We start from the raw sequence: 19832 nt of genomic DNA, 5'->3' as shown, positions 1-19832 counted from the left end.
TTCCAAACAAAAAAGCACGAGCTTTAACTCGTGCTTTTTCTTTTTTATTTTGATTAGGCTTTTGCTTTTGCACGTTTCACGAAAATCACAGAAAGCGTGAATGCTACTACAAATGAAATCACCATACCAATGCTGTACATCGCAAGGCTATCCGGTTTGATCGATGGAATACCTAAGAAACCTGCTGCACCTAATGCAATGGCTTTTACATTAAAGAATGCGATAAAGGCACTTGCAAGGCCTGAACCAATCATCGCCGCAAAGAAAGCTTGACGATAGCGTAAGTTCACCCCGAACATCGCCGGTTCAGTAATCCCTAATAATGCAGAGATACCTGATGGTACCGCTAAACCGCGTACTTTTGGATCTTTTAATACCACTGCCACACCTAAACAGGCCGCACCTTGTGCGATATTTGACATTGCCGCGATAGGGAAAATAAAGGTACCGCCTGTATTTGCCATTTCAGCCAATAATTGTGTTTCAACCGCAATGAAGGTTTGGTGCATACCCGTGATAACAATTGGTGCATAGAATGCCCCGAAGATCGCGCCGCCCACGAAACCTAAGGTGTCATATAACCAAGTTAAACCTGATGCAATTAATGAACCCGCTTCACGACCGATTGGACCAATTACAGTAAATGCTAAGAAACCCGCAATAAAGAGCGAGAATAAGGGGGTAATGAGGTTATCTAAATAAGAAGGCACAAACTTACGGAAGGTTTTTTCTAAGGTTGCTAATACCCAAGCAGAAACTAATGTTGGGATGACAGTGCCTTGATAGCCGACTTTTTCAATTTCAAGACCGAATACATTCCAGTATTGGATTTTGCCTTGAGCAAGGGTTAACGCATAGTTCCAACCATCTGCTAATGCAGGGTGAACTAATAACATCCCAAGAGCCGCTCCTAAGAATGGGTTACCGCCAAATTTACGAGTCGCAGAGAAACCAAGTAATACCGGTAAGAACACAAATGGAGCATTCGCAATAGTGTTAATAAAATCCACCAAATCCGCAAGACCTGGATGCATATCAATCACACTCAACTCATCAACGAAGAAACCTTTCGCTGTCAGCATGGAGTGAATACCCATTAACAAACCGCCTGCAACAATTGCCGGAATGATTGGCACGAAAATATCCGCTAAGCCTTTTACCAAACGTTGTAATAAGTTTTGATTTCCAGATGCTGCTTCTGCCACTTCGGCTTTGCTCACATCGCCGATACCAAGCAATTTGATGAGTTCAGCATGGACTTTATTCACCGTACCTGAACCGAAGATAATTTGATATTGACCGGCGACAGCAAACTGCCCTTTCACGCCTTCAATATTATCAATACCTTCTTTGTCTACTTTGCTTTCATCGTTTAACACAATACGTAAACGCGTTGCGCAATGTGCTGCTGTTGCGATGTTTTCTTTGCCGCCAAGTTTATCAATCACTTGTTGGGCGATTTGAGGGAAGTTCATTGTGCTCTCCTAATGGATCTCTAAAGAAAAAGAAATTGACCGATTGTAACCAAAACAGGGGATAATAACTAGTTATTCAAGCAAATTTTAGGCGAAAAAAAACCGACTTGATTAAGTCGGTTTATAGTTGGTGCTCTGGGCGAGACTTGAACTCGCACGGCCTGCGGCCACTACCCCCTCAAGATAGCGTGTCTACCAATTCCACCACCAGAGCGTTTATTCTGTTTTTATTCCTTATTGCGGAATATCATTATTTTTGTTTTCAACTGCTGGAGCAGCTTGTTGTTGCTGTTGTTGAACTTGTTCAGCAGTTTGAGACAAATCGTCAAATGAACCTTTTTGCACGTTACCACGGTGAGAGTTGATATTACCCAACACTAAAGCAATCACAAAAAAGCCAGTTGCTAAGATTGCGCTGGTACGGGTTAAGAAGTTACCTGCACCTGCAGAACCAAACATAGTACCTGATGCACCGCCGCCAAATGACGCACCTGCATTCGCACCTTTACCTTGTTGAACAAGGATAAAGCCGATTAAGGCGATACAAACTAATACATAAATAAATAATAAAATATTGTACATTATTCTTTCTTCTCTAAATTGCGATTTCGCAAGAAAACTGGGAGCAAATGTTATATAAAATTCATGCTTTTCGCAAGCGCTTTCCCATTTTTTTTACTTAATTGTATTAAGTTTAATCAATTTTCAGCGTTTAAATCTTCCGATTTTTTGACCGCTCTTTTTCGTTTCGTTGCTGGTGAGCTTAAACCTTTTGAAATCTGACTTAGACGACGTAATGCGGTGAAATCAACAAAACGTACTAAATCCGGCAACATTTGATTAAGCGTAAACATAAATTGCTGATAACTCGCCTGTTTTTGACTGATATCCGTTAACTGCGCTTCCCAATGTGCCGTCATATCAGGTTGTGTGGCAATATCCGGTAGCGCTGAAATGAGGATCCGCCCAGTTTCTGTGCTGTGAATATTACGCCCTTTTTTCGTTAAAAAACCGCGTTTAAACAGCAATTCAATGATGCCCGCACGCGTAGCTTCTGTGCCAAGTCCATCTGTTTCACGCAGAATTTTTTTCAATTCTTTATCTTGCACAAAGCGCGCAATCCCTGTCATGGCGGAAAGCAATGTCGCATCGGTAAATGGTTTCGGCGGTTGTGTTTTTTTACTCACCACTTCACCTCGTTCGCAGTAAAGGATCTGTCCTTTCTTCACGATCGGCAATAGCGGCTCTTGATTTTCATCTTCGTCTTCTTTACCAAGCAATTCTTTCCAACCAGCCGTTTGCAAGTTGCGCGCTTGCGCCACAAAAGTACCGCCTGCAATATTTAAGGTAATTTTGCTTTTACGATATTCCGCATCTGGGCAAAACTGCAATAAATACTGGCGTGCAATCAATTCATAAATACGCTGTTCATCAATACTTAAATTGATCGAACGTGTGTTAGCCGTTGGAATGATTGCATGGTGCGCTTCTACTTTTTTGTCATTCCAACAACGATTACGCTGCTCGCTATCCACCACCGATGGCAAGGTTTGATAAGTCTGACAATGCTGTGAAATGGCATTCATCACTTTATGTCGTTCAGCAAAATGCTCTTCTGGTAAATAACGACAATCTGAACGCGGATAAGTAATCAAACGATGGGTTTCATATAACCGCTGACAGGTATCCAACACGCTTTGCGCTGACATGCCAAACCGTTTTGCCGCATCAATCTGCAATGCTGACAACGAATAAGGCAAAGGCGCCGTTTCTTTTTCGCGCTTGTCCACATATTCTGTCACTTCAGCAGGTTGATCGGTAATGCGTTTCACCACATTTTCGGCTAAGCCTAAAGACAGCACGCGACCATCTTCATCTTGGTAATCTTCACAAGCCTTACTCGGTTGCCAAAGTGCAGAAAAAAGTGCGGTCGGATTTTCAGACGTTTTTTCTTCTTTTACCCACGCCAACACTTCATAGAAATCTTTTGGTTGGAAATTTTCAATTTCCAAATCACGGCGAACAATCAAGCCTAATACGGGCGTTTGCACTCGCCCAACAGAAAGTACGCCGTCGTAACCCGCTTGTCGACCGCGAATGGTATAAGCGCGAGTCATATTGATACCATAAAGCCAATCGGCTCGAGCCCGTGCCAATGCAGAGGTAGCCAATGGAATAAAATGACGATTAGGTTGGAGTTTTTGTACCGCTTTTTCGACCGCACTTGGGTTAAGATCGCTAATCAAACAACGCAAAATACCATCACGTTTTTCGGCGGATAAATTGGCATAACTAAACACTTCATCCACTAGCAACTGCCCTTCTCTATCCGGGTCACCCGCGTTAACTAAAACATCGGCTTGATGAATAAGTTTTTCCACCACGGAAAGTTGTTTTTTGACTTCTTTTCGCGGCAACAGAATCCATTTTTCAGGAATGATGGGTAAATGTTCTAAACGCCATTGTTTGAATTTAGGATCGTAGGCATCCGGTTCTGCTTGTTCGAGCAAATGCCCCACGCACCAAGTCACCACATCATCATTGCCGCATTTAATAAAACCATCACCCCGTTGATGAGGTTTTGGCAATACATCGGCAATCGCTCGCCCAAGACTGGGTTTCTCGGCAATAAACAGGCGCATAAGATTAGTCGATCTGACGACGACCTAAGAAAGAGTGGGTTAAGGTAGTGCCGTCCACGGTTTCTAATTCCCCACCGACAGGGATCCCATGGGCAATACGGCTTACTTTAATATTATGTTGATGACAAATTTCAGCAATATAATTGGCTGTCGCATCGCCTTCTACCGTTGGATTGGTCGCTAAAATTACTTCATGGAAAGATTCTTCTACCAGACGTTTTTGCAATAAATCTAAACCAATTTCTTTCGGACCAATACCATCTAAAGGCGATAAATGCCCCATTAAGACAAAATAGCGCCCAGAAAATTGGCCAGTTTGCTCAATCGCTTGAATATCCGCCGGCATTTCCACCACGCAAAGTAAGCCTGAATTTTGACGACGAGGATTGTTACAAATATTGCACGTTTCCTCTTCGGTAAAATCACGACATTGTGAACAATGCCCAATTTTAGACATTGCTTCCGTTAACGCGCGTGCTAAGTTCATCCCACCGCTACGATTGCGCTGTAAAAGATGATAAGCCATGCGCTGCGCTGATTTCGGGCCAACACCCGGCAAGCAACGAAGGTTTTCAATAAGATGTTCTAAAAGTGGACTGCTTTGCATAGTATTTATGATGGGAGAAAATGGATGGTGTGTGAACCTATAGATTCACACACCCGATGAATTAAAATGGAAGTTTCATTCCTGGCGGTAATGGCATGCCTGCGGTTACAGAAGCCATTTTTTCTTTTTGTAATTCTTCTGCACGACGGACTGCATCGTTGAATGCGGCAGCGATTAAATCTTCCAACATTTCTTTATCGTCTTCCATTAAAGAAGGATCGATCTCAATACGACGGCAGTTGTGCGCACCATTAATCGTGATTTTTACTAAACCTGCACCACTTTCGCCTGTTACTTCTAATTGGGCAATTTCTTCCTGCATTTTTTGCATTTTTTCTTGCATTTGTTGGGCTTGTTTCATCAAGCCGCCTAAACCGCCTTTTCCGAACATGGGATTTTCCTTCTTAAATTAACTAAAACGAGCCGCATTTTAGCGAAAAAATTTGCCTTTGGGAACAGAGAAATTTATTATTCCACACTTCAAAATTGGGTCAAAAACAACCGCACTTTTATTTAGGAATTGCAGATGGAAACTCGTTATTACTTTATATTTACGGCAGCTATTATTTTGTTACAACTGCTGATTTATATTTTTAATAAAACGCTTATTTGGTGGCTTAACAAACCACTCTCCCAAAAGGCAAGACGAACTATCACTTTTACCAGTTTTTTGCTTCCTAATGTCTTAGTTATTTGCCATTTTTTAAAGCTTTTTACGGCATTTCGACTTATTGCTTTAGTGCTCGCACTGCTCCTTTTTTCAGCTTTTGCGAGTATCGCCGTGGGAGGTATTCACTTTCTTTTCCGAAAAGCTAAATCCATCACCAAAATCGACCGCACTTTGCGTATTGCTTATCCCGTTTTATTTATTAGTACCATTACCTTAAGTGTGTATAACGCCTATGTAACCCGTGTTATTCATTATGAAATTACGCTAGATAAACCGATTAAACCATTGCGAATTGGCATGGCCAGCGATCTCCATTTAGGCAAATTATTTGGTGGGAAAGAATTGGATAAACTGGCTGATATTATGCAGCAAGAAAAGGTGGATATCATTTTATTGCCTGGCGATATTATGGATGATAACGTCAATGCTTATTTAGCCGAAAAAATGCAACCCCATTTAGCGAAACTCAAGGCCCCAATGGGCGTTTATGCCACACTAGGCAATCATGACTTATTCGGTGACCAAGATAGAATTGATCGAGAAATTCGCAAAGCGGGTATCACCGTGTTAAGAGATGAAACATTAACATTAAATAATGAATTGGTACTGATTGGACGAAATGACAATCTTGCTCACGATAGACCAACTACCGAGACGTTATTAAAACAAGTGAATACTGACTTACCGATTATTCTATTGGATCACCGTCCAACAGATATCGAAAAACATGCTTCACTCCCGCTTGATATTCAAGTTTCAGGGCATGCACATAAAGGGCAAGTATTCCCCGCCAGTTTAATCACAAAAATGATGTATCGTTTGGATTATGGCCATGAAAAAATTGGCAACCCACATTTTTTTGTCACTTCAGGTTACGGCTTCTGGGGCATTCCAATGCGTTTAGGATCTCAATCGGAAGTAATCATTATCGATGTGAAAGGAAAATAAAAAAGAGCGGTCAAAAATGACCGCTCTTTTATTATCAATTAGCTCTTAAGAACACACTACCTTCACCGCTAAGCCACCTTTCGATGTTTCGCGATATTTAGCATTCATATCTTTACCTGTTTCATACATGGTTTCGATCACTTTATCCAAGGTTACGCGAGGATTCGTGGTTCGGCGTAATGCCATACGGCTTGCGTTAATCGCTTTCACTGAAGCAATGGCATTACGTTCAATACAAGGTACTTGTACTTGACCTCCAACCGGGTCGCAAGTTAAGCCGAGATTATGTTCCATCGCAATTTCTGCTGCAATACATACTTGTACTGGTGTACCACCTAAGATTTCAGTTAAACCTGCTGCAGCCATTGAACATGCCACGCCCACTTCACCTTGGCAACCAACCTCTGCCCCTGAAATAGACGCATTCATCTTATAAAGAGAACCAATCATACCTGCAGCCAATAAGTAGCGTTCAATAACTTCTGGCGTTAAAGGTGCGACAAATTTTTCATAATAAGAAAGCACAGCCGGCACAATACCACATGCACCATTTGTTGGTGCTGTTACGACGCGACCACCTGCCGCATTCTCTTCATTTACTGCAAGGGCAAACATATTCACCCAATCGATCACATACATGGGATCATGGGCTAAACGGCCACTATTCGCCTCCAAGAGACGATAAAGTGATGGCGCACGACGAGCAACTTTTAAAGGACCTGGTAACACACCTTCTGTTTTAATACCATGTTCAATACAATCCTTCATGGTTTTCCAAACATTCTGTAAATGTGCTTCAACCTCTTTTTTATCACGCAATGCTAATTCATTTTTCATCATCACCGTAGAGAGCATTAAGCCACTCTCCTGACAATGTTTCAAAATATCTTCAGCATGTTGATAAGGATAAGGCACAGTCGCCGGATTTTTTTCCTCTTGACCAAAATGTGCCTCATCCACGATAAAACCACCACCGATAGAGTAATAGGTTTGGCGGTAAAGCACGTTATGATCAGCATCTAATGCGGTAATGGTCATACCGTTTTCATGCAATGATAAAAAGGAATTATGGAATACCATATTGGCATCCCAATCGAAATTAACCGTTTTCTTACCCTGTGCAATCGACAGTTTTTTGGTTTGTTTAACCTGTTCAATAAAGGTTGGGATTAAATCAATGTCCACATCATGCGGTAAATAACCGGCTAGTCCCATAATGATCGCAATATCTGTATTATGGCCAAGCCCCGTCATTGAGAGAGAGCCATACACATCAACGTGCAAGGTTGCTGCATCATTAAATTTACCTTGCTCGATTAAATCGTCAATAAACTGTTTGCCTGCTTTCATCGGACCGACAGTATGGGAGCTGGATGGCCCAACCCCCACTTTAAACATATCAAATACACTAATCATATTATTTTAAATCCTAAGCTAAACTAAAAAGCCGCTTATAATAATCCATATACGACCGCGGAGATAGCAATTAATCCCATAACTGTAACAAATACATTGCTAAAGCGACCTTGATAGCGTTTCATTGCTGGAACATTGCGGATCGCATACATAGGCATAATGAAAAGGATCATCGCAATGATTGGGCCGCCAAGGGATTCAATCAAACCTAAAATACTTGGGTTAATAATCGCTACGCCCCATAAAGTCAGTAAGAAGAAAACTGCAGTACCGTAATTTAATTTTTTACGATTCACACTTTCACCTTTCATTTTGAGGTATAAACCTTCTAAACCTTCACGCGCCCCTAAATAATGACCAAAGAATGAACTTGTAATCGCGAAGAAAGCGACTAATGGTGCGAAATAAGAAATGTATGGGTTATCAAATTTGTTCGCAAGATAAGACAAGATACTAATATTTTGCGCTTTTGCTTCTAATAACTCTGCTGGTGTTAAGGTTAATACACAGCTAAACACAAAGAACATCACGAAGAAAAGTAATACAGTTGAAGTCCCTTTTTCTGTACGACCGATATGATATTCCGTTGTATTAAAATCTTTATATTCACGTTGTTGAGAAAGCGTGAAAGAAGAAATTGCCGGAGAATGGTTAAAAGAGAAAACCAAGACTGGGATAGTTAACCACAATGTCGTGATAAAGCCACCAGCCGTCGGAAGTTCATAAAGCATTGAAGCATTCCATTGCGGAATAAGATAAATCGATAGCGCAAAGAGAATCAACACCAATGGATAAACCAGTAACTCGGTGATTTTCAACATCACTTTTTCACTGAACAACATGACTGAAATCAAGATCGCAATCAATACAAAAGAAAGAATAACACGGTTTGGTGAAGGCATGCCTAATTGGTTAACGATAAAAGAATCAACCGTATTGGTGATCCCATTTCCATAAATCAATAAAATTGGGAAGATCGCAAAGAAATATAATAAGGTAATTAATTTCCCTGCAGTCGGGCCGAAATGTTCTTCTACTACTTCGGTAATATCACTGCCGGGTTTAGAAGAAGATAAAACGAAATAAGCCAAACCACGATGCGCAAAATATGTCATTGGTCCGACCAAAATCGCCATCACAACCAAAGGCCAGAAACCGCCCATCCCTGCATTAATTGGTAAAAATAATACCCCTGCGCCCACCGCAGTACCGAATAAATTTAACACCCAAGCCGTATCAAATTTATTCCATTTTTTATTAATTGTAGTGTTCATATATTACCCTCTAAAGTTAAATTATAAAATCTTTACCTAATGAATATTCATTCATTAAATTAATAGTGGCATTATGGTGACGTTAGAGATTGATTGCAAAGTGCAAAATAATAAAGTGTGATCTTGTTAACAATTTTATGTGACTTTTTTACATAAATATTTATCTAGATCAAAAAAGTGCGGTGAAAAATTAGAGGAAATTTTAAAGAGAGGAAAATAACAGAATAATGACTGAATTCTAAAAAGCAAAAAACCGCTAAATTTCTTTAGCGGCTTCTTAGAATTTGGCTCCTCCTGCGGGACTCGAACCTGCGACATATGGATTAACAGTCCACCGTTCTACCGACTGAACTAAGGAGGAAATGGTGCCTCGAGGCGGAATCGAACCACCGACACGGGGATTTTCAATCCCCTGCTCTACCGACTGAGCTATCGAGGCGTTATCGTTATTGGCTACTGCCTGACAACGGAGCGTATTAAACTATTTTTTCGGGTATCGGTCAACAATTAAATTCAAAAAAAGTGAAAAATTTAGTGTATTTGAATGGTTAATAACCAAAACGTCTATAAAAAGAACGTATTTTGAAAAACTCAACTAAAAATAACCGCACTTTATAGAAAAAATAATGCCCGAGAGAAAAGTCTTTCGGGCATTATATTTCATTACTGAAATTATCGTCTTACACGGAATTTCTTCTGTGCTGCATCCACTTTCAACAAGTAGTTTCTTGCTTGTGAGGATGGATGTGCGGTCGTTAAGATACGATATACTTGTTCAGGATACATCTGATTAATCTTATAGATCGCCTCATCTTTATCCTCATCGAATACGCGTAATACTGCACCTGCACCACTATTGTAAGCAGAGATCATTGCAAAACGTTTAGAGGTAGGGTTCGTAATACCATCTAAATATTGATTTTGTAGAATCCATAAATAAGAAACACCTGCATCAATGTTATTTGCTGGATCATAAAGGTAACGTGCAGATGGTTGTCCACCTTTACCTTTCATCGCAAACACATCGCGACCCGCTGTGCTTGGTACCACTTGCATTAAGCCGATTGCATTCGCATAACTGATCGCATATGGGTTGAAGCTGGACTCTGTTTGTATAATACCTAAAATCAAGCTTTCATCAATGCCATAGCGTTCTGCCGCTTTACGGACTAATGGAATATATTTTTGTGCACGCACTTCAACGTGGTTTGCAATCATGGAGATCACCACAAATTGTACGGTGTTACCATTTTGTAAGCGGCGAGTTTGTAATTTATTTTGGATTAAATAAGTCGCAAAGTTACTTGCAATCACTTGGTTAGCAATTTGCTGACCATTGTTATCCACAACCTGACCTAATAAGAAAGGACGCGTACTAATCGGTACATCACCAGAAGCAAATAAGTCGATCCCTTTCGCATCGGAACCCATCAATAAAGTATGGACAATCGCATTGTGTAAACGGTTAAGATCTTGTTGTGTTTCAACAATAATCGTACCTTCATCAAAGCTTACGTGGCTACGAGTATAAAAAGAATCCGTGTATTTCACGTAGTCTTTACGGCTCGCGACTAGAAGCTCATTCACCCCCCAAATACGATCGATATTATGGGAGAATTGACCAGTTAAAATATCTAAACCTTGCGTGTCTTTTGAAAACACTTCGTCATAATTAATGCCACGTCGATGGGTTGGCGAGTCACTACAAGCATATAAAAGCGGAAGTAGCGCCAATAATAAATACTTTTTCATAATCTTTTGTTATTTAGCTGGGGGAACGTAACCTTCAATATGCACATCTTTGCCTTCAAATAAGAAATTCACCATTTCTTCTTCTAATAATTTACGATGTTCGGCATTCATCATATTGAGTTTTTTCTCGTTCACCAACATGGTTTGCTTTTTGATCCATTCACCCCATGCTTGTTTACTAATTGAATTAAAAATACGTTTACCTAATTCACCGGGATACAGTTGAAAATCCAACCCTTCTGCATCTTTTTTCAAATATTCGCAAAAAACGGTTCTAGCCATAATAATTCCTTACAAATTGCGTTAATAAATTTTTCACAGGCTGAGCTAACCCGATCTGTTCAGGTGACGTTGGATCATACCAATATTTGACCGCACTTAATAGACCAGATCGAGATTCTTTTCCTTTTTCTGACAATTTTTTCCAATCTGAACGATCGCCCTCTTCCGGTTTTCGATCAACTTCAACATAAATAGGATGAATGTCTAAGTGAAAATGACTAAACGTATGACGGAAAGTTACCCATTCTTGATACTCGGCAATCCCTAGTTCTTTCAGATAACTCAGCAATGTTTGTTTATCATCAAACTGAGGAAAACAATACAACCCGCCCCATAAGCCTTTGCTTTCACGATGTTCCAACCAGACTTTTCCTTGATGAGATAAAATCAAAAAATAACTCTGCTTTTCTGGCAACGATTTTTTTGGTTTCTTTCCAGGAAATTCTGTCCACTTTTCGAGTTTATTGGCTAAACAATCGTTACTTAGAGGACAAAGATCGCATTTAGGTTTTGTTCGGGTACAAATCGCCGAACCAATATCCATCATTGCTTGATTAAATTCTGCGACTCTCGTTGTTGGTGTAACCTGTTCGCTCAACTGCCATAATTGATTTTCGACTTTCTTCTCGCCAGGCCAACCTTCAACAGCAAAATAACGAGAAAGCACACGTTTCACATTACCGTCTAAAATCGGATAAGGTTGATTTTGCACAGAAGATAAAATTGCCCCCGCTGTAGATCGCCCTACACCCGTTAACGCCAAAACTTGCTCAAATTGTGTAGGAAATTCGCCTTGATATTCATCTCTAATGGTTTGAGCGGCTTGATGTAAATTTCTCGCACGTGCGTAATAACCTAGTCCCGTCCACAAATGCAATACTTCATCTTGTGACGCATTAGCAAGAGCGGTCACATTAGGAAACGTTTTGATAAATCGCTCAAAATAAGGAATAACGGTAGAAACTTGAGTTTGTTGTAACATCACTTCGGAAAGCCAAACACCATAAAGAGTTTTATTTTGCTGCCAAGGCAAATTTTTACGCCCAAACTTTTCATACCATTGTAAAACAGAATGGGCAAAAGGGGCATCAACAGAGGATTGGGCTAACATAACTTTCCTAAAGTGCGGTCAAAAATAAGCAAAAATTTTGAGATGATTCTATCACTAAAGCACACCTCTTGATCAATTTGATTTTTTCAGTATAATTCGCAGTCTATTTGGTGCCGGATTGTCGGCGATTATTAACTCACGCGGTGTAAGTGGAAAGCATTTATAGCGGCGTGGCTTCAATTTGAGGTTTTCTATGAAACAAGGTATTCATCCAGAATATAAAGAGATCACTGCAACTTGTTCTTGCGGTAACGTGATCAAAACTCGTTCAACTTTAGGCAAAGACATCAACCTTGATGTGTGCGGTAGCTGCCACCCATTCTACACTGGTAAACAACGTGTTGTTGATACTGGTGGTCGTGTTGAACGCTTTAACAGCCGTTTCAAAATCCCAGGTACAAAATAATTTGAATCTGTGTGAAGAACCCTGTCAATGCAGGGTTTTTTATTATCTGAAATTCACTATTTTCCAATATTCAATCAATAAAAAAGTGCGGTCAAAATCGACCGCACTTTTTCTATCAGTTCTAAATGCTCAATTAAAATGAATATTTCACTGTTGCGTAATAAGCACGACCAGGTTCGTTATAAGTATGAGCATTGTAATTTGTACTGCTTGATGAACGATAAATGCGTTTATCAAATAAGTTACTTACGCCAACACGAATGCTGATTGTATCTTTCCAATTATAACCCGCACTTAATCCCCAAACTGCATAGCCACCAATATCTTCTGAGCCATCAAGTTGATTAACGTGTGTATTGTTACCATTTTCCATACGGTTTTCCGGATTTTTACGGGATTTTTGTTTACCGTATTGCGTATAAGTTAACATTGCATCCAAACTATCGGTAATTTGATAACTTAAGCTTGAATTCAAGGTATATTTCGGCACGATAGAAAGTGGGTTACCTGTATCTTTATTTTTGGTTTTATGCATATAAGTGAAGTTATTCACCCAGTTTAATTTATCTTGGATTAGTGGTAATGTCAGATTACCTTCAAAACCTTCAATCACTGCGCGGTTTGCATTACCCCATTTATACACATAGTTACCTAAGTTAGTTAAACCGATAAATTCACCATCAGACACGATTTTATTACGATAATCATTACGGAAGTAAGCTACAGAAGCAAGAAGTCCATTTTTATCATATTCAATTCCGATTTCTTTATTCCAGCTAGTTTCCGGTTTAATGTCGCTATTACCTTGGAAATAACAAGTTTTATTATTTGGTACATTCGTTGGACAACCTTGACCTAAGGTAAATAGCAAGTAATTTGGGTTAGTTTGATAAAGGTTCGGTGCTTTATAAGCTCTTGCAATCCCACCTTTAATTCTCCAATCATCGTTGAGGCTTTGTAAGAAGTTTAATCCACCGCTTACATTAGAACCAGAATAACTGTTGTAATCATAACGTAAAGATGGCGTTAGGATAGTAGATTGGGTTGCTGAAATATTATCTTCAATAAATACAGCCCATTCAGTTTGACTACTATGACCTCCTCGTACATTTGAGATACCGCTTGGTAGGCGTTCTTTCAAATCATAAAGCACCTTCCCTGTTTTTTTATCTCGTCGTCCACCAAGTAACTGTGTCATAGAAGCGTCATCATCTAAACTGCTATGTGCACCTTCAAAACCAACCGTCAGCATATGATCCACGCCCAAGGTAAATGGAATATAGAATTCTGAACTAAAGCGTGTATTTTTAAGAATGGAATCACTAAAAGCTGATGTACTCGAATAACTGCCTTCTGGACCACCTGCTAAGTATTCTGGTAAACGGCTGTTTTTGGTTTTATCAAAAGTAATATAGGTTTTATTGTCGAAATGATCGAATTTACCTTCATAGGTTAAAGCATAGTTTTGACGATACAAACGAGCAGTTTCAGCTTTGCTTCCTGCCAAGGTTTTGGTTTCAGGATAATTTTTATTATTGTAAAGCCCTGCTGAGCTATTTTGTGTATCACCGTTATAAATATTACCTTGACGGCTAAAACCAGAATCCAAGGTTAATTTATTTTTCTCATTGATATTCCACACTAAACGGCCATTAATATCTTTATTACGTACACCTTCACGACCGGCAATAGCAGGATCGCCATTAATACCGACTTCATCCGCTTGCGTTTTGTTCCAGTTACCATATAAACGGAATTGCAATACATCTTTAATTAATGCCCCGCTTAGATTAAAACCGACACGATTCGTTGCGCCTTCATCGCTATCTTCCGGTTGGTTAGTGTAGTAGCTTAAGCTACCGTGTAAATCATTGGTAACAGGTTTAGTGATGATATTCACCACCCCACCCATTGCACCTGAACCATAGCGTGCTGCTGAAGGACCACGTAATACTTCAATTTTTTCAATCGCTTCAACCGGCACCCAGTTGCTGTCGCCACGAGAGTTACGTTCACCACGCACACCATAACGTTCGGCATTACGAGAGGTGACAGGTTTACCATCCACTAAAATCAATGTATTTTCTGGTCCCATACCACGAATATCAATTTGACGTTTATTTCCGCGTTGTCCTGTAGATGAGTTACCCGTCAAATTCACACCTGGCATGGTACGTAATACTTCAGAAATATCATTTGTCGCTGGGCGTTTCTCTAAATCTTTTGCTGTCACAAGAGAAGAACCAAGTGACTGTTTTACCTGATCTTCCGCAGTAACTTTAATTTCCTCAAGTTTCTCTTCTGCATAAGAATAGTTTGAAAAAAGGGCGATTGTTAACGCACTTAATGCGAAGAATGATGTTGTTTTTAAATGATTGGATTTATACATTGAAATGCTCTCCTGGCATATGTGGAATAAATAATGCCCGAGAATTCTAGTACAATATAATTTTAGTGTAAATAACAATTCTTATCATTTTTTATTGAATTTAAATAAAATACCTAATTTTTTAACCGCACTTTCTTGCAATCCCAATAAATTCTAGTATTATTCACGGCTCGCCAATTTGGCGGATTTATTTCTCATGTCGGGTTCCCTACCCCCGATTAACCAACTAAAAAGGTCTTAAAATGAAAATTAATACTCCGATCTTCAATGATCAACAAAAACGTTTTGCTTTAATTTTATTAAGCTTATTTCATATCTTCATCATCACAGCCAGTAATTATTTCGTTCAAATTCCCTTTGAAATCAATTTAAAATTGACCGCACTTGGTTTTGCTGATGATTTTTCCTTCCACAGTACATGGGGCACACTCACTTTCCCATTCATTTTCTTAGCCACTGATTTAACGGTTCGTGTATTTGGGGCAAAAGAAGCGCGCTGGATCATATTTATTGTGATGCTCCCCGCACTTATCGTGAGTTACATTGTTTCTGTTGTTTTTTCTAATGGTCAATATCAAGGCTTGGGTGCATTAAGTGAATTCAATATGTTTGTTTTCCGTATTGCATTCGCCAGCTTCTGTGCTTATGTTTTCGGACAATTATTAGATGTGTTAGTATTCAACCGCTTACGCCAATTAAAAACGTGGTGGATTGCGCCGAGCAGCTCCATGACATTTGGTTCCCTTGCGGATACCTTTATGTTCTTTTGTGTCGCGTTTTATAAAAGTAGTGATCCATTTATGGCAGAACATTGGTTTAGCCTTGGATTTGTCGATTACTTATTTAAATTATTTGTCGGTATTATCTTGTTTGTTCCTGCTTATGGTGTGGTACTCAGCATGATTTTACGTAAACTTCAATCTCTCGCAAGCTCTCGCCAGTTTGCTTAACTTAAGGAAATAAAATGACCGAAACGCTTTCTCTTAGAGCCAAAATAGAACAAAGCCCAATGGGGGCTTATCAATGGATGATTGTGGTCATGGCTGCCATCATGAATTTACTTGACGGCTTCGATGTATTAGCCCTCGCCTTCACCGCAACAGCCATTCGTGACGAATTTGGCCTCACGGGAATTGAGTTAGGTTATTTATTAAGTGCCGGCTTATTTGGGATGACTGCCGGCTCGCTTTTTCTTGCACCACTTGCGGATAAAATTGGTCGCCGCCCATTGTTATTAATGGCAGTATCACTCTCCGCTATCGGGATGTTAGGCTCGGCATTTATTTCACAATATCAGTGGCTCGGTTTTTGGCGCGTTATCACTGGTCTTGGTGTCGGCGGTATTTTAGTGGGAACAAACGTGATCACCAGTGAATATTCCTCTCGTAAATGGCGTAGCTTTGCGATCAGTGTCTATGCTGCTGGTTTTGGTATCGGTGCAGTATTAGGCGGTATGTTCGCGGTAATGTTGCAAGGTGAATATGGCTGGCGTTCCGTGTTTTTAGCGGGCGCTATCTTAACCGGTTTGCTTTTAGTGGTTTTATTTATTTGGTTACCGGAATCCATTGATTTCCTCACCTCCAAACAACCTAAAAATGCAGAGGTGCGGTTAAATTTAATCGCAAAAAAAATTGGTTTAGCCGGTGATTGGAAACTTCCAGAAAAAATGGAAAAAGTTAAGACTAAATTACCTATTAGCCAATTATTCAGCGAAAAATACTTACACTCCACTCTGTTAATTTGGACGGCTTTCTTTGCGATCATGTTCAGCTTCTATTTTATTAGCTCATGGACACCAGCCTTATTAAAAGAAGCCGGCATGACGACAGAGCAAAGTGTAAGCGTTGGAATGATGATCTCATTAGGGGGCACTTGTGGTGCCTTAATCTATGGCTTACTGGCAAGCCGTTGGACAGCACGAGGCGTGTTAATTTTATTCACTGTCTTATCTTCTGCAGCAATCATTACCTTTATCTTATCCTCGTCCGTTTTATGGATTGCAATGGTATTCGGTATTTTAGTTGGTGCACTCATGAATGGCTGCATCAGCGGTCTTTATACCTTAAATCCCCTTACTTATGATGCCGATATTCGTAGCACTGGTGTGGGTTGGTCGATTGGTATCGGTCGTATTGGTGCAATTCTTGCCCCTACGATTGCCGGTCAATTATTAGATATGGGCTGGGACAAACAGAGTTTATATGTTGGCGTTGGCTTCGTTATGCTGATCTCAACAGTCGCACTCTTTTTCTTAAAAAGCCGCTCAGAAATTAAAGCATAATCTTAAAAAAAATATAGCAAAAGGCGTGATAAACACGCCTTTTTTATTGCCTTAATAAAGTTCTCATCCCTAGTCTTCAGATCAGAAAGATTCTCAAGTTATTTTATGTAACATTTTCTTCTAAAAATCCTTTGTTATCCATCTTGAATTTCAACGCATTATGGTGTTAAATCAGCACACATTATAAGGTTATAAAAATATAAAAATAAGTTGTAGGAATTTATGTGCCAATTACTCGGAATGAACTGCAATACGCCGACGGATATTGTCTTTTCTTTTGAAGGTTTCCGTCGTCGTGCTGGTCTTACTGATTGCCATTCAGATGGCTTCGGTATTGCTTTTTTTGAAGGTCGTGGAGTGCGTATTTTTCGCGATAACCACGCAGCATCACAATCCCCTATTGCAGATTGTGTAAAACAATACAAAATTAAATCACTCAATGTGATTGCTCACATTCGTAAAGCAACGCAAGGCGGTGTAACCATTGAAAACACCCACCCCTTTATTCGTGAAATTTGGGGACAAAACTGGGTGTTTGCTCACAACGGTAATTTAAAAGACTTGCCGGATATGTCTGAGAGTTTCTGCCAACCGATTGGCTCAACTGATTCAGAAACGGCATTTTGTTATATGGCGGAATATTTGAAAAATCGCTTCCGTCGTAAACCGTCTGAAATGGAAATTTTTGAAGCCATTCAAGACATTACCAGAGAGCTCTCAAAAAAAGGCACCTTTAATTTCATTCTTTCAAACGGAGAATGGATGATCGCCCACTGCTCAACCAATTTGCATTACTTAACGCGCAAAGCTCCTTTTGGTAAAGCTCACCGCATTGATGATGATGGTGTCATTGATTTTAATGATTATGCAAAAGATGGCGACAAAGTCACCATCATTACGACGTTCCCTCTCACCAAAGATGAGCCTTGGGTCAAAATGGAACATGGTGGTTTCGTCTTCTTCAAAGAAGGAGATAAAATTGCTGAGGTAGTAGGCGTGGCAAAAGAAATGGAAGATGACGGTACATTAGGCAATCGTGCAGCAGCCTGATAACAAATCAAAATAAAAAGTGCGGTCAAAAACATCAGAGATTTTGACCGCACTTTTTTATCTACAATTAACGCATTGTGACAAATTCTTCTGAACCTGTTGGGTGAATCGCCACTGTATTATCAAAGTCTGCTTTGGTTGCACCCATTTTGATTGCCACAGCAAAACCTTGAATCATTTCATCCACACCAAAACCAATGCCGTGTAAGCCCACGATTTTCTCTTCTTTGCCAACGCACACTAATTTCATCCGGCAAGGCTGGCGATGTTCAGTGACAGCGGTATACATTGCCGTGAAAGAGGACTTATACACTTTCACATTTTCTTCACCATATTGCTCAATCGCTTGTGGTTCAGTTAAACCGACTGTACCAATTGGCGGATGGCTAAACACGACAGTTGGCACAAGATTGTAATCTAAATGCTCATTCGGTTTGTTATTGAATAAACGCTCGGATAAACGACGACCTGCCGCCACGGCAACTGGTGTTAATTCAATACCACCTTCGATAATATCACCCACAGCATAAATGCCAGGTACGTTTGTATTTTGATATTTATCGACAATAATTTGTCCGCGTGAATTGGTTTTCACACCGGTTACTTCAAGATTAATCACATCCGTTGCTGGTTCACGACCGATTGCCCAAATTAACGTATCCACTGTGGTTTTACGGCCATCTTGTAATTTCAAGGTAAGTGAACCATCCGTATTTTTCACTACTTCTTCAGGCAACGCTTTGGTGTGCAGTTGGATACCATCTTGTGCTAACACTTCAACTAAAGTCTCGACAATCAATGGATCTTGATTACGCAATGGGGCATGTTGGCGTACAAACAAATGTGTTTCGCTGCCTAAGCTATTTAAAACACCCGCTAATTCAACAGCAATATACCCTGCGCCTACTACTGCGACACGTTTTGGTAACTCATTTAAAGCAAACACACCATTTGAATCAATCCCGTATTCTGCGCCTTTTACCGCTGGAATACTTGGACGACCACCCGTAGCAATTAAGATATGATCTGCAGTCACTAATTCTGTTGAACCATCTGCATAGCTCACTTCAATCGTTTTCGTATCTTTAAAACGTGCAAAACCATTAAGCACATCGACATTATTTTTCGCTAATACATTATTGTAAGAGGTATGAATACGACCGATGTAAGCTTGACGACTTTCGACTAATTTCGCGTAATCAAACTTTTTCACTTCTACATCAAAACCATAAGCCGGCGCATAACTATTAATCGCTTCTGCAATTTGAGCACCATAAAACATCACTTTTTTCGGTACACAACCCACATTTACACAAGTACCACCGAGATGTTTTGCTTCAATAATCGCACATTTTTTGCCGTAGCTTGCCGCACGGTTAATTGAGGCTATCCCGCCGGAACCACCACCGATAGCAATATAATCATAATGTTTAGTCATTGTAATGATCCTTTTTTTACTTACTAGAATTTTCTCCTATTTTGCCTAAAACTAAAGAAGAAAGCTATAAATTGATTTAATTGGGATTGTC

Annotated in this window: 17 protein-coding genes and 3 tRNA genes; 5 read left to right on the top strand and 15 right to left on the bottom strand. The window is 39.9% G+C overall.

What is annotated here, in order from left to right:
- Window positions 1-53: 53 nt before the first annotated feature.
- From DPV95_RS02890 to DPV95_RS02865, 6 genes are all read right to left on the bottom strand, one after another.
- The gene (locus DPV95_RS02890; RefSeq protein WP_111406620.1) at window positions 54-1475 is read right to left on the bottom strand and encodes a sucrose-specific PTS transporter subunit IIBC; all 1422 of its coding nucleotides are present in this window, start codon (window positions 1473-1475) and stop codon (window positions 54-56) included.
- A 128-nt stretch (window positions 1476-1603) separates the two neighbouring features.
- A tRNA-Leu gene (locus DPV95_RS02885) sits at window positions 1604-1689 on the bottom strand.
- Window positions 1690-1709: 20 nt separating this feature from the next.
- Complete coding sequence (gene secG / locus DPV95_RS02880) at window positions 1710-2057, bottom strand: preprotein translocase subunit SecG (protein ID WP_005696834.1); 348 nt, start codon at window positions 2055-2057, stop codon at window positions 1710-1712.
- Between the two features lie 116 nt (window positions 2058-2173).
- The gene (locus DPV95_RS02875) at window positions 2174-4117 is read right to left on the bottom strand and encodes a DNA topoisomerase III (RefSeq protein ID WP_111406619.1); all 1944 of its coding nucleotides are present in this window, start codon (window positions 4115-4117) and stop codon (window positions 2174-2176) included.
- Window positions 4118-4121: 4 nt separating this feature from the next.
- Window positions 4122-4724 (bottom strand): recombination mediator RecR, encoded by a 603-nt coding sequence (gene recR, locus DPV95_RS02870; protein WP_005696838.1) that lies wholly within the window; start codon window positions 4722-4724, stop codon window positions 4122-4124.
- Window positions 4725-4785: 61 nt separating this feature from the next.
- Window positions 4786-5115 carry a YbaB/EbfC family nucleoid-associated protein gene (locus DPV95_RS02865; RefSeq protein WP_005696839.1) on the bottom strand — a complete coding sequence of 110 codons (330 nt, stop codon included), beginning with the start codon at window positions 5113-5115 and terminating at the stop codon, window positions 4786-4788.
- 135 nt (window positions 5116-5250) lie between these two features.
- On the opposite strand from DPV95_RS02865, the gene DPV95_RS02860 reads away from it, so the two are divergent.
- The gene (locus tag DPV95_RS02860) at window positions 5251-6342 is read left to right on the top strand and encodes a metallophosphoesterase (RefSeq protein ID WP_111406618.1); all 1092 of its coding nucleotides are present in this window, start codon (window positions 5251-5253) and stop codon (window positions 6340-6342) included.
- 45 nt (window positions 6343-6387) lie between these two features.
- On the opposite strand, the gene DPV95_RS02855 is transcribed toward DPV95_RS02860, so the two are convergent.
- The 7 genes from DPV95_RS02855 to mutY form a co-directional block, all read right to left on the bottom strand.
- Window positions 6388-7758, bottom strand: coding sequence for an L-serine ammonia-lyase (locus DPV95_RS02855; RefSeq protein WP_049367938.1), 1371 nt, complete (start codon window positions 7756-7758; stop codon window positions 6388-6390).
- A 35-nt stretch (window positions 7759-7793) separates the two neighbouring features.
- Entirely contained in the window at window positions 7794-9032 is a 1239-nt protein-coding gene (locus DPV95_RS02850) for an HAAAP family serine/threonine permease (RefSeq protein WP_049367939.1), read from the bottom strand.
- A gap of 285 nt (window positions 9033-9317) precedes the next feature.
- Window positions 9318-9393: transfer RNA gene (locus DPV95_RS02845), tRNA-Asn, on the bottom strand.
- A 2-nt stretch (window positions 9394-9395) separates the two neighbouring features.
- A tRNA-Phe gene (locus tag DPV95_RS02840) sits at window positions 9396-9471 on the bottom strand.
- Window positions 9472-9704: 233 nt separating this feature from the next.
- Window positions 9705-10784 carry a membrane-bound lytic murein transglycosylase MltC gene (mltC, locus tag DPV95_RS02835; RefSeq protein ID WP_111406617.1) on the bottom strand — a complete coding sequence of 360 codons (1080 nt, stop codon included), beginning with the start codon at window positions 10782-10784 and terminating at the stop codon, window positions 9705-9707.
- A 9-nt stretch (window positions 10785-10793) separates the two neighbouring features.
- Complete coding sequence (locus DPV95_RS02830) at window positions 10794-11066, bottom strand: oxidative damage protection protein (RefSeq protein WP_005698602.1); 273 nt, start codon at window positions 11064-11066, stop codon at window positions 10794-10796.
- Window positions 11059-12177 carry an A/G-specific adenine glycosylase gene (mutY, locus tag DPV95_RS02825; RefSeq protein ID WP_049367041.1) on the bottom strand — a complete coding sequence of 373 codons (1119 nt, stop codon included), beginning with the start codon at window positions 12175-12177 and terminating at the stop codon, window positions 11059-11061. Before mutY ends, DPV95_RS02830 begins: the two co-directional genes overlap by 8 nt.
- Before the next feature lie 193 nt (window positions 12178-12370).
- Here mutY and rpmE point away from each other — a divergent pair, with 193 nt between their 5' ends.
- Window positions 12371-12583: a 50S ribosomal protein L31 gene (gene rpmE / locus DPV95_RS02820; protein ID WP_005696847.1), complete on the top strand. Its 213-nt coding sequence runs from the start codon at window positions 12371-12373 to the stop codon at window positions 12581-12583.
- 133 nt (window positions 12584-12716) lie between these two features.
- Here the strand turns inward: rpmE and DPV95_RS02815 are convergent, their stop codons facing one another.
- Entirely contained in the window at window positions 12717-14972 is a 2256-nt protein-coding gene (locus DPV95_RS02815; RefSeq protein WP_049367040.1) for a FepA family TonB-dependent siderophore receptor, read from the bottom strand.
- A gap of 242 nt (window positions 14973-15214) precedes the next feature.
- On the opposite strand from DPV95_RS02815, the gene DPV95_RS02810 reads away from it, so the two are divergent.
- The 3 genes from DPV95_RS02810 (at window position 15215) to DPV95_RS02800 (ending at window position 18303) form a co-directional block, all read left to right on the top strand.
- On the top strand, window positions 15215-15922 hold the full coding sequence (locus tag DPV95_RS02810) for a 7-cyano-7-deazaguanine/7-aminomethyl-7-deazaguanine transporter (RefSeq protein WP_049367039.1): 708 nt from the start codon (window positions 15215-15217) through the stop codon (window positions 15920-15922).
- Window positions 15923-15936: 14 nt separating this feature from the next.
- The gene (locus DPV95_RS02805) at window positions 15937-17253 is read left to right on the top strand and encodes an MFS transporter (protein ID WP_049367038.1); all 1317 of its coding nucleotides are present in this window, start codon (window positions 15937-15939) and stop codon (window positions 17251-17253) included.
- Between the two features lie 222 nt (window positions 17254-17475).
- Complete coding sequence (locus DPV95_RS02800) at window positions 17476-18303, top strand: class II glutamine amidotransferase (RefSeq protein WP_049367037.1); 828 nt, start codon at window positions 17476-17478, stop codon at window positions 18301-18303.
- A 67-nt stretch (window positions 18304-18370) separates the two neighbouring features.
- Here the strand turns inward: DPV95_RS02800 and gorA are convergent, their stop codons facing one another.
- The gene (gene gorA / locus DPV95_RS02795) at window positions 18371-19741 is read right to left on the bottom strand and encodes a glutathione-disulfide reductase (RefSeq protein ID WP_005696855.1); all 1371 of its coding nucleotides are present in this window, start codon (window positions 19739-19741) and stop codon (window positions 18371-18373) included.
- Between the last annotated feature and the right edge of the window lie 91 nt (window positions 19742-19832).

The sequence above is a fragment of the Haemophilus parainfluenzae genome, assembly GCF_003252755.1.
Taxonomy (GTDB): Bacteria; Pseudomonadota; Gammaproteobacteria; order Enterobacterales; family Pasteurellaceae; genus Haemophilus_D; species Haemophilus_D parainfluenzae_N.
The sequence above is the reverse complement of the archived record's forward strand: the minus strand, read 5'-3'. Positions and strand labels throughout refer to the sequence as shown.